Annotated in this window: 14 protein-coding genes; 4 read left to right on the top strand and 10 right to left on the bottom strand. The window is 72.2% G+C overall.

Features of this window, described 5'->3' with window-relative positions; all coding sequences use genetic code 11:
• Positions 1-46 precede the first annotated feature (46 nt).
• The 3 genes from rbfA to VMF51_RS00330 all read right to left on the bottom strand — a co-directional run bounded on the left by rbfA (position 47) and on the right by VMF51_RS00330 (position 3,982).
• Positions 47-523 carry a 30S ribosome-binding factor RbfA gene (gene rbfA / locus VMF51_RS00340; RefSeq protein ID WP_325472393.1) on the bottom strand — a complete coding sequence of 159 codons (477 nt, stop codon included), beginning with the start codon at positions 521-523 and terminating at the stop codon, positions 47-49.
• Positions 524-610: 87 nt separating this feature from the next.
• Complete coding sequence (infB, locus tag VMF51_RS00335; protein WP_325472392.1) at positions 611-3,502, bottom strand: translation initiation factor IF-2; 2,892 nt, start codon at positions 3,500-3,502, stop codon at positions 611-613.
• Positions 3,503-3,604: 102 nt separating this feature from the next.
• The gene (locus tag VMF51_RS00330) at positions 3,605-3,982 is read right to left on the bottom strand and encodes a YlxR family protein (protein WP_325472391.1); all 378 of its coding nucleotides are present in this window, start codon (positions 3,980-3,982) and stop codon (positions 3,605-3,607) included.
• Positions 3,983-4,060: 78 nt separating this feature from the next.
• On the opposite strand from VMF51_RS00330, the gene VMF51_RS00325 reads away from it, so the two are divergent.
• Positions 4,061-4,825, top strand: a complete 765-nt coding sequence (locus VMF51_RS00325; protein ID WP_325472390.1) for a glycoside hydrolase family 16 protein — start codon at positions 4,061-4,063, stop codon at positions 4,823-4,825.
• A gap of 15 nt (positions 4,826-4,840) precedes the next feature.
• On the opposite strand, the gene nusA is transcribed toward VMF51_RS00325, so the two are convergent.
• Entirely contained in the window at positions 4,841-5,824 is a 984-nt protein-coding gene (nusA, locus tag VMF51_RS00320; RefSeq protein WP_325472389.1) for a transcription termination factor NusA, read from the bottom strand.
• Positions 5,825-6,316: a ribosome maturation factor RimP gene (rimP, locus tag VMF51_RS00315; protein ID WP_325472388.1), complete on the bottom strand. Its 492-nt coding sequence runs from the start codon at positions 6,314-6,316 to the stop codon at positions 5,825-5,827.
• A 100-nt stretch (positions 6,317-6,416) separates the two neighbouring features.
• On the opposite strand from rimP, the gene VMF51_RS00310 reads away from it, so the two are divergent.
• Positions 6,417-6,926 (top strand): hypothetical protein, encoded by a 510-nt coding sequence (locus tag VMF51_RS00310; protein ID WP_325472387.1) that lies wholly within the window; start codon positions 6,417-6,419, stop codon positions 6,924-6,926.
• Positions 6,923-7,339, top strand: a complete 417-nt coding sequence (locus VMF51_RS00305; protein WP_325472386.1) for a DUF4439 domain-containing protein — start codon at positions 6,923-6,925, stop codon at positions 7,337-7,339. Before VMF51_RS00310 ends, VMF51_RS00305 begins: the two co-directional genes overlap by 4 nt.
• 243 nt (positions 7,340-7,582) lie before the next feature.
• On the opposite strand, the gene VMF51_RS00300 is transcribed toward VMF51_RS00305, so the two are convergent.
• Entirely contained in the window at positions 7,583-8,287 is a 705-nt protein-coding gene (locus VMF51_RS00300) for an HAD family hydrolase (RefSeq protein ID WP_325472385.1), read from the bottom strand.
• A gap of 23 nt (positions 8,288-8,310) precedes the next feature.
• Between VMF51_RS00300 and VMF51_RS00295 the strand changes: the two genes are divergently transcribed.
• Complete coding sequence (locus tag VMF51_RS00295; RefSeq protein ID WP_325472384.1) at positions 8,311-8,997, top strand: hypothetical protein; 687 nt, start codon at positions 8,311-8,313, stop codon at positions 8,995-8,997.
• A gap of 1 nt (position 8,998) precedes the next feature.
• Here the strand turns inward: VMF51_RS00295 and VMF51_RS00290 are convergent, their stop codons facing one another.
• From VMF51_RS00290 to ispG, 4 genes are read right to left on the bottom strand one after another with little or no spacing between them, the layout of a single operon-like run.
• On the bottom strand, positions 8,999-10,783 hold the full coding sequence (locus tag VMF51_RS00290; protein WP_325472383.1) for a proline--tRNA ligase: 1,785 nt from the start codon (positions 10,781-10,783) through the stop codon (positions 8,999-9,001).
• A gap of 44 nt (positions 10,784-10,827) precedes the next feature.
• Complete coding sequence (locus VMF51_RS00285; RefSeq protein WP_325472382.1) at positions 10,828-11,193, bottom strand: DoxX family protein; 366 nt, start codon at positions 11,191-11,193, stop codon at positions 10,828-10,830.
• Between the two features lie 12 nt (positions 11,194-11,205).
• The gene (locus tag VMF51_RS00280; RefSeq protein ID WP_325472381.1) at positions 11,206-12,051 is read right to left on the bottom strand and encodes a GNAT family N-acetyltransferase; all 846 of its coding nucleotides are present in this window, start codon (positions 12,049-12,051) and stop codon (positions 11,206-11,208) included.
• Positions 12,052-12,089: 38 nt separating this feature from the next.
• Complete coding sequence (ispG, locus tag VMF51_RS00275) at positions 12,090-13,241, bottom strand: flavodoxin-dependent (E)-4-hydroxy-3-methylbut-2-enyl-diphosphate synthase (protein WP_325472380.1); 1,152 nt, start codon at positions 13,239-13,241, stop codon at positions 12,090-12,092.
• Positions 13,242-13,255 lie beyond the last annotated feature (14 nt).

Raw genomic sequence — 13,255 nt, 5'->3', positions numbered from 1 at the left:
CCCGCCTTGTCGACGACGACGAGGCCCGCCGCGGTGGCGGAGTCGCTCACTCGTCGTCGGAGTCGTCGACGTCGAGGTCGGCGTCGGAGTCCGCGGTCTCGCGGGGCTTCTTGTACGGGTCGGCGTCGCCGGCGTACGCCGCGCCACGCTGGGCCGCGACCGCGTCGTCCTGGGCCTTCGCCCGGGCCAGCACCTCGTCGAGATGACGCGCCGACTCCGGCAGCGCGTCCGCGACGAAGGTGAGCGTCGGGACGATCCGGGTGCCGAGCTGCTTGGCCACCTCGGAGCGGATCAGGCCCTTGGCCGACTCCAGGGCGGCGGCCGTCGCGGCCAGCGCGGCCTCGTCGTCGCCCGTCGAGTCGAGGACGGTGTAGAAGATCGTGGCCTGCTGGGAGTCGCCCGTCACCCGGACGTCCGTGATGGTCACGAAGCCCAGGCGCGGATCCTTGATCCGGCGCTCCAGCATCTCGGCGACGACGACCTGGATGCGATCGGCGATCTTGCGGACACGGGGATTGGCCATGGTGCTCACTCTCTCAGAAGACTCGTAGACGCGAGTCGGCGCCAGCCCCCGACGATGCGGAGGCTGGCGCCGACTCGGCAGGGTGGATCAGCTGCGAGCGATCTCGCGCATCTCGAACGACTCCACGATGTCGCCGATCTCGATGTTCTGGTAGTTCTTCAGGACCAGACCGCACTCGAAGCCCTCGCGGACCTCGGAAGCGTCGTCCTTCTCGCGCTTGAGCGAGGCCAGGTCGAGGTTGTCGGCGATGACCTTGCCGTCGCGGAGCAGCCGCGCCTTCGCGTTGCGCCGCACGACACCACTGGTGACCATGCAACCGGCGATGTTGCCGATCTTCGACGAACGGAAGATGTTGCGGATCTCGGCCTGCCCGAGGACGGACTCCTCGAAGATCGGCTTGAGCATCCCCTTGAGGGCCGCCTCGATCTCCTCGATGGCCTGGTAGATGACCGAGTAGTACCGGATCTCCACGCCCTCCTTGTCGGCCATCTCGGTCGCCTTGCCCTGCGGGCGGACGTTGAAGCCGATGATGATGGCGTCGGAGGCGGCGGCCAGGTCGACGTTGGTCTCGGTGATCGCACCGACACCGCGGTCGATGACCCGCAGGCTGACCTCGTCGCCGACGTCGATCTGCGACAGGGCGTCCTCGAGCGCCTCGACCGAACCGGACACGTCGCCCTTGAGGATGAGGTTGAGCTCCTGGCTCTCGCCCTTCTCCATGGAGGCCATGAAGTCCTCGAGGGTACGACGCACGCGGCGCTTGGCCTGCATGGCCGCCCGCTCGCGGGCCTCGCGCTTCTCGGCGATCTGACGGGCCATCCGGTCGTCCTCGACGACCAGGAAGTTCTGACCCGCGCCCGGCACCGCGCTCAGACCCAGGACCATCGCCGGACGGGCCGGCGTGGCCTCGGTGAGCTCCTGGCCGTGCTCGTCGAGCATCGCCCGGACGCGGCCGAAGGCCGGACCGGCGACGATCGAGTCGCCCACGCGCAGCGTGCCGCGCTGGACCAGCACCGTGGCCACCGGGCCGCGACCGCGGTCCAGGTGGGCCTCGACGACCAGACCCTGCGCGTCCTGCGTCGGGTTGGCCCGCAGGTCGAGCGACGCGTCGGCGGTCAGGACGACCGCCTCGAGCAGCTTGTCCAGGTTGAGCTGGGACTTGGCCGAGACGTCGACGAACATCGAGTCGCCGCCGTACTCCTCGGGGACCAGGCCGTACTCGGTCAGCTGGCCGCGGACCTTGGTCGGGTCGGCGTCGGGCTTGTCGATCTTGTTGACCGCCACGACGATCGGCACACCGGCGGCCTTGGCGTGGTTGAGCGCCTCGACCGTCTGCGGCATGACGCCGTCGTCGGCCGCCACCACGAGGATCGCGATGTCGGTCGCCTGGGCACCACGAGCACGCATGGCCGTGAAGGCCTCGTGACCCGGGGTGTCGATGAGGGTGATCCGACGCTCTTCGCCGTCGACCTCGGCCGCGACCTGGTAGGCACCGATGTGCTGGGTGATGCCACCGGCCTCCTTGTCGACGACGTTGGCGCTGCGCAGCGCGTCGAGGAGCTTGGTCTTGCCGTGGTCGACGTGACCCATGACGGTGACGACCGGCGGACGGACGACCAGGTCGGCCTCGTCGCCCTCGTCGGCGCCGAACTCCAGGTCGAAGCCCTCGAGCAGCTCGCGGTCCTCGTCCTCGGGCGAGACGACCTGGACGACGTAGTTGAGCTCCTCGCCGAGCAGCTCCAGCGTCTCGTCGTTGACCGACTCGGTCGCGGTCACCATCTCGCCGAGGCTGAACAGCATCTGCACGAGCTGGGCCGCGTCGACGCCGATCTTCTCGGCGAAGTCGGTCAGCGAGGCGCCGCGCGGCAGGCGGACGGTCTCGCCGTCGCCCTTGCGAACCCGCACGCCGCCGATCGTCGGGGCCTGCATGGCCTCGAACTCCTGGCGCCGCGCCCGCTTCGACTTGCGACCACGACGCGACGGGCCACCCGGGCGACCGAAGGCACCCTGGGTCTGACCACGCTGGCCGGGACGGTTGCCGCCGCCGGGGCGACCGCCGCCGGCGGGGCCGAAGCCACCCGGACGACCGGGCGCACCCGCGCCGCCACCGGGGCCACCACGACCGGGAGCACCCGGACGACCGGCACCCGGGCCACCGCGACCCGGCGCACCGGGACGGGCACCGGGGCCACCCGGGCCACGGCCACCGGGACCGTTACCGAAGGCGGCCGGGGACTTGGGCATCATCGCCGGGTTCGGACGCGGCATGCCGGGACGACCCGGAGCGCCACCGTCACGAGCGGCCGGCGGCCGCGGCGGACGCTGCTCGCCACCGGCGGCCGGGGCGGCCGGAGCACCGGCGGCGGGGGTCTCCCCGCCACGCGGCGGGGCGGGCTTGCGGCCCATGCCCTGGCTGGGCGCGAACGGGTTGTTGCCCGGTCGCGGCGCGCCCGGACGGCCGACCGGCCGCGGGGCCGGGGTCGGCGCCTTGGGCGCGGCGGGAGCCGGGGCGGCCGACGCCGCCGGGGCGGCGGGCGCGGCCGGAGCCGCGGGAGCGGCAGGCTGCTCGGCAGCGGGCTTGCTGGCGGGGGCCGCCGGGCCGGGCTTGGGACCCGGTCGGGGGGCGGCCTTGGGAGCCGGAGCCTGCGGCGCTGCGGCGGCCGGAGCCTCCGGTGCCGGAGCAGCAGGTGCCGCGGGAGCCTCGGCGGCCGGCGCGGGAGCGTCGGCGGGCTTCGGGGCGGCGGGCTTGTGGGGAGCCGGCTTGGGCGCCGACGCCGCGGGCGCCTCGGCGGGCGCAGCGGCGCCGCCGGAGGCCTTCAGGGACTCGCCGACCTCCTTGCGGAAACGCATCTCCGCAGGCAACTCGACGGTCGAGCTCGCCGACTTGACGAACTCCCCCATCTCCTTGAACTTCTCGAGAACGAACTTGCTCTCGACTCCGAACTCCTTGGCGAGCTCGTGTACTCGGGTCTTGGCCACGCTTCTCCTTCTGGCCTCGAGACCCGCGAGCTCGGAAGTTCGGGGTGGTGCTCGAGACCGTTAGTGGTTGTGCAAACTCATCGGGAAGTACTCATCGAGTGCTCATGAGCTGCTGCTCCAGTTTCTGTCGGTCGGTGGTGGTGGTTCGTGGCTCGCTGTCGCCGCCTTCTGCAGGAACTCCCCCAGCGGCTCGGTGGAGAGTCCCGCCCCGCCCGCGGTGAACCGCAGGGCACGGGCGAAGGCCTTCCTCCGCACCGCGAGGTCGTAACACTCGGTCGTGGGGTGCAGGTGCGCCCCCCGGCCGGGTGCGGTGCCGCGTGGATCGGGCGAGACCGCCGGATGGCCGTCCGCGTCCGAGCCCACGGTCACCCGCAACAGCTCGCGCTTCGCGGCCCGCTTCCGGCATCCGACGCACGTCCGGACCGGTCCCAACGGGGAAACGGAGTCCGGGCATGCCGAAGATGTCTGTAGGCGGGCCACTGCTCTCCAACTCTACCCGCAACCCCTGCTCGAATCCGAACCGGGCGCCGCGGGATCGCGCGACCTTAGGCTTTCGAGGTGACCTTCTCGGACCGATTCCTCGGTCCCGGTCTCGACCGGGACACCTGGCTGCCGCACTACCTGCCCGCGTGGAGCTCACGCGCGGCCTCGGCCGCGTCGTACCGCCTCGGCCCGGACGGGCTCGTCCTCGACGTCCCCGTCGACCATCCCGTGTGGTGCGCCGGCGACCACGAGCCGCCGCTGCGCGTGTCGGCACTCCAGTCCGGCAGCTTCTCCGGACCGGCCGGCAGCACCCTCGGGCAGCAGCCGTTCCGGGCCGGTCAGGTCGTGCGCGAGGAGCAGCCCCGGTTCGAGGGGCGGCTGCTGAGCGCACCGGCCGCCGTCTCCCTCCGGTGCCGGATGAGCCTCTCGGCGCGCTCGATGGCCTCCTTGTGGCTGGTCGGCCTCGAGGACCGGCCCGAGCGCTGCGGCGAGATCTGCGTGTTCGAGGTCTTCGGACGCTCCCTCCGCACCGAGGGCGCCGGCACCAGCGCCGAGGTCGGCCACGGGCTGCACGCCTTCCGCGACCCCGACCTCGCCGAGGACTTCGCCGCCCCGCGACTGCCGCTCGACGTGTCGGGCTGGCATACGTACGCGGCCGTCTGGGACCGCGACGAGGTCGTCTTCACCGTCGACGAGCACGAGGTACGCCGCTGCCCGCGGCCGCCGGCGTACCCCCTCCAGCTGATGCTGGCCGTCTTCGACTTCCCCGGCTGGTCGGTGGGCGGCGACGAGCACCTGGTGCCGCGCCTGGAGGTCTCCGAGATCTCAGGTCACGGCTAGCGCCGGCTCCGTTCCTCAGGCGTCGCCGGCCGGCTCGTCGTCGGAGCGGATGTCGATGCGCCAGCCGGTCAGCCGCGCGGCGAGGCGGGCGTTCTGGCCCTCCTTGCCGATGGCCAGCGACAGCTGGAAGTCGGGGACGACGACGCGCGCCGAGCGGGCCGCGAGGTCGATCACCTCGACGGAGGTGACCCGGGCCGGCGAGAGCGCGTGGGCGACCAGCTCGGCGGGGTCCTCGGACCAGTCGACGATGTCGATCTTCTCGCCGTGCAGCTCGGCCATCACGTTGCGGACCCGCTGGCCCATCGGGCCGATGCAGGCCCCCTTGGCGTTCACGCCGGAGGTGGTCGACTTCACCGCGATCTTGGTGCGGTGCCCTGCCTCGCGGGCGATGGCGGCGATCTCGACGGTGCCGTCGGCGATCTCGGGGACCTCCAGGGCGAACAGCTTCTTCACCAGGCTCGGGTGCGAGCGGGAGAGCGTGATCTGCGGGCCGCGCATCCCCTTGCGCACCGAGACGACCAGGCACTTGATCCGGGTGCCGTGGGAGTAGTCCTCGCCCGGCACCCGCTCGCTGACCGGCAGCAGCGCCTCCAGCTTGCCGAGGTCGACCATCACGTCGTCGGGGTTGCGACCCTGCTGGATCACGCCCGAGATGATGTCGCCCTCCTTGCCGGCGAACTCCCCGAAGCGGATGTCGTCCTCGGCGTCGCGCAGCCGCTGCAGCATGATCTGCTTCGCCGTCGTCGCCGCGATCCGGCCGAAGCCCTGCGGGGTGTCGTCGTACTCCTCGCCCTCGGGATTGCCGTCGGCGTCGGCGTCGCGGACCAGCACGCTGACATGCCCGGTCTTGCGGTCGAGGAGGACGCGCGCGGCGTCCTGCGCGCCCGGGGTCTTGTGGTACGCCGTCAGGAGGGCCTGCTCGATGGCCTCGACGAGCACGTCGAAGGAGATCTCCTTCTCGCGCTCGAGCATGCGCAGGATGCTCAGGTCGATATCCATCTAGCTCTCCTCTGAGGGACGGTTGAACTCGATCTGGACGAGCGCCTTGGCGATCTCGGAGTACGGCAGCTCGCGCCGCTCGCCGTCGACGTCGAGGGTCGCGGCTCCCGCGTCGTCCTCGTCCCACTCCCGGATCCGGCCGACGACCACGGAGCCGTCGGTCAGCACGACGCGCACCAAGCGCTCGACGTTGCGGCGCCAGTGGCGAGGGAGGGACAGGGGACGGTCGACGCCACGGGAGGTCACCTCGAGGGTGTAGGGGTGCTCCCCCATCACGTCGGAGGCCTCGAGGGTGCGGTCGACCTCGCGGGTCGCCTCGGCGACGTCGTCGAGCGTCACCCCGCCGTCCTTGTCGACGGCGACACGCAGCACCCGACGCTTCCCGGCCGGAGTGATCTCGACCGCCTCGACGTCGAGCTCGAGAGCACGCAGGGGGCCGGCGAGCTCTGCCTCGATCCGATCCCTGAGGGCATCCTGGCTGGCACTGCTCACGGGTGAGCGACCTCCCTGTTCTGTTGTCTGCAACTCGTCCTTGTCGGCACACCCTAACCGCTGTGCGACCCGGGATCATCCCGGCGGATAGGGTCACGCCGTGCCACGCCGTCAGCCCTCCGTCACCCGTCGTACGACGGTCGGCGTCGCGCTGCTCGGCCTGGCCGCCGTCGCCGGCTGCGACCTCGACGACCTCGACCCGCGCTCGGATCCCACCAGCCCGACCGACCCGGACTCCTCGGCGCCCCCGGAGGACGCGGACACGACCCTGGTGGCCGGGGTCGTGGTGGACCTGACCGGTCTCCTGGCGACGGTCCGTGCGGTCCCCCGCCCCGAGCGGGCGGCGTTCCGTCCCCTGGCCCGGCTGCACCGGCAGCACCTCCTCGCGCTCGGTGCGGACGAGGCCGTGACGGCGGCCTCGCCGTCCGTCCCCGCCTCGGAGCCGGTCGCCGCCGCCGAGGCCGTCCGTCAGGAGCGGCGGCTGCAGGGCCGCCTCGCCACGGCGGCGGTTGCCGCCCAGAGCGGCGAGCTGGCCCGCCTGCTCGCCGCGATGTCCGCCGCGGTGGCCCAGCACCTCGCCGCGCTGCCCGGGGAGGTGGGTGCCCGATGAGCGAGGTCGACGCGCTGCAGACCGTGCTGGCCGCCGAGCACGCGGCGGTCCACGTGTACGGCGCCCTGGGCGGCCAGACCTCCGCCTCGGCACAGCCGGGCCTCTACGCGGCCCTCCAGGACGCGCACGCTGTCCACCGGGACCGCCGCGACCGGGTCGTCGCCCAACTGGAGGGCCTGGACGCCACGCCCGTGCCCGCGGCGCCGGCCTACGAGCTGTCTGCGGACCTCGGCAGCACCGCGGCCGTCACCGCGCGCGCCCGCGAGCTGGAGGCAGGATGCGCGGCGACGTACGGGTTCTGGGTGGCCAGCACGACCGGGGCGCTGCGCCGCTGGGCCGTCGAGTCGCTGACCGACGCCGCGGTGCGCGGGCTGGCCTTCGGCGCCGAGCCCGAGGAGCTCCCCGGCATCTGAGCCGGGTCGGCCGGACATGAGCAGCGGCCCGGTGCTTGTCGATCGCGGGGAACTCCCGAGATGTTCCCCGGAACCGACAAGCACACGAGCCGCTGATGGCCTGGACACGGAGGCCGTTGCGAGGAGCCGCACTACATGGTGGGGACCGGCGGCTTCCTGCTTGCACAAGTCTGCAACACACGCTGCCAGAGCGCGACGTGCCGCCATCCTCACAAACCTGCAATGCAGAAACCTGCAGTCGCGTCAGGACCAGCGACGGACGACGTCGAGGACGTCGGCGAGCCGGTGCGCGACGGCGTCCGGCTCCCCCTCGGTGTGGCCGAACTGGTCGGGCGGGATCGTGCTGTGCGGCACGTGGATCGCGCGCAGGCCGGCGTTCTGGGCACCCCAGACGTCGTCGAAGAGCCGGTCGCCGACGTACACGCAGCGGCTCGGATCGGCCACGTCGACCGCCGCCATCGCGGCCCGGAAGGCGTCGGGCGACGGCTTCGTCCAGGCGATCTCGCTGGTGTAGACGTCGCCGTCGAGCAGGTGCAGCACGCCGTCGCGGTCGAAGAAGCCCTCGTGCCACGCACGCGGCCAGATGGTGTTCGACAGCACGCCGACCTTGATCCCCTCCGCGCGCAGCGCCTCGAAGAGCGGGGCGACGTCGGGGTCGGTCTCGGTGTGCGGCTCCCAGAACTCGTAGTACGCCGCGAGCAGCTCCGGGTCGTGGGCGAGCCCGGCCTCGGTGAACAGGTCGGCGATCGTGGCGCTCTGCTGGTGGTCCCGGCTGCGTCCCCAGATCGCCCGGTTGGCCTCGTGCAGCCGCGCCTGGGAGACCTCGACGGGGTGGTCGACGTCGATGACCGCCTGGGCCAGGGCGAGCGACTCCGCGTGGAAGTCCACGTCGTGCCAGCGGGTCAGGGTGCCGCCCCAGTCGAAGATCACCGCGTCGATGCCAGCCATGCTCAAACCCTAAGGTTCTGATCGTGACCGGCATCGGGACCCTCGCGGAAGGCCCGCTGCACGCCGCGGTGAAGCAGTGGCTGGCGCGGCCGGGCGACCGCGTCGAGGTGCCCGTCGACCGGTTCGTCATCGACCTGGTGCGGGCCGACGGGGAGCTGGTGGAGATCCAGACCGGCGGGTTCGGGCCGCTCGGTCCCAAGCTGGACGCGCTGCTCGACGGCCACCGGATGCGGATCGTGCACCCGGTGCCGGCCGAGCGGCGGATCGTCCGGGTCGACGCGGACGGCGTCGTCCTGTCCGAGCGCCGCTCGCCGAAGTCCGCGTCGGTGCTGGAGGTCTTCGACCGCCTGGTCGCCTTCCCGTCCCTGGTCGGGCACCCCCACCTGGTGGTCGAGGTGCTGCTGTGCCGCGAGGACCACGTGCGCGGTCCTGCCCCGGTCCGGAGCACCGGCAACCGGCGCCGGACCAAGGACCCGGGTACCCGCCACCTCGACGCCGTCCTCGCCAGGCACGAGGTACGCCGCCCGGCCGACGCGCTCGCACTGCTGGGCGTCGACGTGCCCGAGGTCCCGTTCAGCACCCGCGACCTGGCGGCGCTGCTGGGCGCACCGAGGGTGCTGACCCAGCGGGTCGTCTACTGCCTGCGGCTGATGGAGCTGGTCGCGCCCGCCGGCAGGGACGGCCGCACGCCGCTGTACCGGCGGGTGTGACTCAGGCCCGGACCAGGCGGACGAGGTGGTCGACGACGTGGTCGGCGACGACGTCCTCGCGCTCGCCCGTGCGTCGCTCGCGCACCTCGACGGTGCCCGACTCGGCGAGGCTCTTGCCGACGACCACGATGGTCGGGATCCCGATCAGCTCGGCGTCCTTGAACTTCACCCCGGGGCTGATCCGGCCGGCGCGGTCGTCGTACAGGACCTCGACGCCCTGCTCCGCGAGCTCGTGGGCGATCCGGTCAGCGGCGGCGAAGATCGCCTCGTCCTTGCCGGCGGCGACCAGGTGGACGTCGGCAGGAGCCACGTTGCGCGGCCAGCACAAGCCGACCTCGTCGAGGGTGCCCTCGGCGATCGCCGCGACCGCGCGGGTGCAGCCGATGCCGTAGGAGCCCATGGTGACCGTGACGAGCTTGCCGTTCTCGTCGAGCACCTGGAGGTCGAGGGCGTCGGCGTACTTGCGTCCGAGCTGGAAGATGTGGCCCATCTCGATGCCGCGGGCGGTCTCGAGGACTCCCGCGTCGCAGTTGGGGCACTCGTCGCCGTCGCGCACCTCGGCGGCCTCGATGGTGCCGTCGGGGGTGAAGTCGCGGCCGGCGACCAGGTCGAGGACGTGGCTGCCGGAGACGTCGGCGCCGGTGACCCAGCGGGTGCCCTCGACGACACGGGGGTCGACGAGGTAGCGGATGCCGGAGGCGTTCTTCTCCCCCAGGACGCCGGGGCCGATGTAGCCCTTGACCAGGCTCGGGTGCTTGACGAACTCGGCCTCGTCGAAGGGCTCGACCTCGGTGGGCTCGAGCTGGCCCTCCAGGCGCTTCTGGTCGACCTCGCGGTCGCCGGGCACGCCGATGGCGACCGGCTCGCGGGTGCCGTCGACGTGCTTGAGCATCACCAGGACGTTCTTCAGCGTGTCGCCCGCGGTCCACGGGCGGTCGTCCCGGGGGAAGGCTGCGTTGAGGTGGTCGACCAGGGTCTGGATGGTGGGGGTGTCGGGGGTCTGCTCGGCGTGCGCCTCGGGCGCGTCGTCGTAGGGCACCGGGCTGGGCGGGCGGACCTGGACGGCCTCGACGTTGGCGGCGTAGTCGCAGGTCGTGCAGCGCACGTAGGTGTCCTCGCCGACCTCGGCCTTGGCGAGGAACTCCTCGGACTTCGAGCCGCCCATCGCCCCCGAGGTCGCCTTGACGATGGCGTAGTCGAAGCCGAGCCGGTCGAAGATCCGGACGTAGGCGTCGCGGTGCTTCTGGTAGCTCTCGTCGAGGCCCGCGTCGTCGACGTCGAAGGAGTAGGAGTCCTTCATCGTGAACTCGCGCCCGCGCAGGACGCCGGCGCGGGGGCGCGCCTCGTCGCGGTACTTGGTCTGGATCTGGTAGATCGACAGCGGCAGGTCCTTGTAGCTGCTGTAGAGGTCCTTGACCACGAGGGTGAACATCTCCTCGTGGGTGGGACCGAGCAGGTAGTCCCCGCCCTTGCGGTCCTGCAGCCGGAAGAGGTTGTCGCCGTACTCGTTCCACCGGTTGCTGGCCTCGTAGGGCTCGCGGGGCAGCAGCGCGGGGAAGCTGAGCTCCTGGGCGCCGATGCCGTCCATCTCGTCGCGGACGATGCCCTCGATCTTGCGCAGCACCTTCAGCCCGAGGGGCAGCCAGGTGTAGATGCCGGGGGCCGCGCGGCGGATGTAGCCGGCGCGGACGAGCAGCTTGTGGCTGGGCACCTCGGCGTCGGCCGGGTCGTCGCGCAGCGTGCGGACGAAGAGGCTCGACATGCGCAGGATCCGGGAGGTGCTCATGGGGCGCAAGGCTACTTCCCGGACTCCCCCGTCAGCGAACCAGTTCACCCTTCACGGGTCGCCCGCAGCGCCGCCCGGATCATCGGCAGCTGGAGCGGCAGCCGGGCGTAGGCGGCAGCCTTGAACTTCGTGTTGCGGGTCTTCGACGCGTCCTGGGCCATCTGCAGGTTCCCCGGGAAGACACCGACCAGCAGCAGCGCGCTGGCCCAGCCGGCCAGCCGGCGGGTCCGGGGCACGGCGAGACCGGCGGCGCAGAGGAGCTCGGCGACCCCGCTGGCCAGGATCACCTCGCGGTGGGCCGGGACCCACGACGGCATGATCGGCTCGTACACCTCGGGCTTGACGAGGTGGATGGTGCCGCTGACGGCGAAGCCGGTGGCGAGCACCTTGGCGCTGGTGGGGAGGCTCATCGCGCCACCCTCTCAGAACATGACGGTCGAGAAGCGGGCCGTCTCCCGGAAGCCCACGCTCGCGTACGCGCGCCGGGCGGGGGTGTTCCACTCGTTGACGTACAGCGAGACCACCGGAGCGATCTCGCGGCGGACCAGGTCGGCGACCGCGGCCATCCCGCTGATCGCCAGCCCCTCGCCGCGCCGGTCCGGCGGCACCCAGACCCCCTGGACCTGGGCGGCGTACGGCGACGCGCACGCGACCTCGGCCTTGAAGACCAGCCGGCCGTCGTCGAAGCGGGCGAACGACCAGCCGCGGTTCATCAGCTGGGTGACCCGGGCGCGGTAGAGATCGGCTCCCCCGCCGTACTCCGGGGAGACGCCGACCTCCTCGGTGTACATCGCGACGCAGGCCGGGTAGAGCTCCTCGAGGTCCTCGCGCGTGGTGCGTCGTACGCCGGGGTCGGGCTCGACCAGCGGCGCGCCGCTCAGCTCGAGGTGCGGCTGCTCCCACCGGGTCTCGCGCGGGCGGCCCCACGAGCCGGCCAGCCCGTCCCAGAGCACCCGGACCGCGTCGTGCGGCCCGACGATCGTCGAGACGGTACGTCCGCGGGTCAGCGCGCGCTCCGCGAACGTCCGGGCGTCGTCGGCGCTCGCCTGCACCGGCACCAGGTTGGCGCCGACGTGGCAGGCGGCGACGAGGTCGCCGTCCACGAACCGGCCCCACATCTCCCCGCCGAGCCAGCGCGGCTCGAGGTTGGTGGTGCGGGCGCGGTAGTCGGCGAAGACGTTGACGACCGGGTCCTGCGCCGTGAGCTGGAGGAACGCGTCGAGATCGGGGGCCGCGAGGGGGCGCACTCCGTGGCGCGTCGTCAACACGGGCGAAGCCTACGTCTCCGGACGCCGAGCGGCACGGATCAGCCGACGAAGACCTCGGCGGTGGCACCGTCGACGGCCTCCATGCCCTCGGCGATGCGCATCGCCTCCTCGATCAGGGTCTCGACGATCTGCGACTCGGGGACGGTCTTGATGACCTCGCCCTTGACGAAGATCTGGCCCTTGCCGTTGCCGGAGGCGACGCCGAGGTCGGCCTCGCGGGCCTCCCCCGGCCCGTTGACGACACAGCCCATGACGGCGACCCGCAGCGGGACCTCCATGCCCTCGAGGCCGGCGGTGACCTGCTCGGCGAGGGTGTAGACGTCGACCTGGGCGCGGCCGCACGAGGGGCAGGAGACGATCTCCAGCTTGCGCGGGCGCAGGTTGAGCGACTGCAGGATCTGGATCCCGACCTTCACCTCCTCCACGGGCGGTGCGGAGAGCGAGACCCGGATCGTGTCGCCGATGCCCTGGCTGAGCAGGGCGCCGAACGCCGTCGCGGACTTGATCGTGCCCTGGAACGCCGGACCCGCCTCGGTCACGCCGAGATGCAGCGGCCAGTCGCCCTCGGCCGCGAGCAGCTCGTAGGCCCGGACCATCACGACGGGGTCGTTGTGCTTGACCGAGATCTTGAAGTCGCGGAAGCCGTGCTCCTCGAAGAGGCTCGCCTCCCACTTCGCCGACTCCACGAGCGCCTCGGGCGTGGCCTTGCCGTACTTCTGCAGCAGCCGCGGGTCCAGCGAGCCGGCGTTGACGCCGATCCGGATGGAGGTGCCGTGGTCCTGGGCGGCCCGGGCGATCTCCTTGACCTGGTCGTCGAACTTGCGGATGTTGCCGGGGTTGACCCGGACCGCCGCGCAGCCGGCCTCGATGGCGGCGTAGACGTACTTGGGCTGGAAGTGGATGTCGGCGATGACCGGGATCTGCGACTTCTGCGCGATCGCCGGGAGCGCGTCGGCGTCGTCCTGGCTCGGGCACGCGACCCGCACGATGTCGCAGCCGGACGCCGTCAGCTCGGCGATCTGCTGGAGGGTGCTGTTGACGTCGCTCGTGAGCGTCGTCGTCATCGACTGCACCGAGACCGGGTGGTCGCTGCCGACCCCGACCTTGCCGACCTGGATCTGGCGGGTCTGGCGGCGCGGGGCGAGCACGGGCGGCGGGGCCGCGGGCATGCCCAGGTTGATCTCGGTCATGCCGCCAATCTACT

The organism is Nocardioides sp. (genome assembly GCF_035503875.1).
GTDB lineage: Bacteria > Actinomycetota > Actinomycetes > Propionibacteriales > Nocardioidaceae > Nocardioides.
This window is presented reverse-complemented; position numbering and strand designations above follow the sequence as displayed.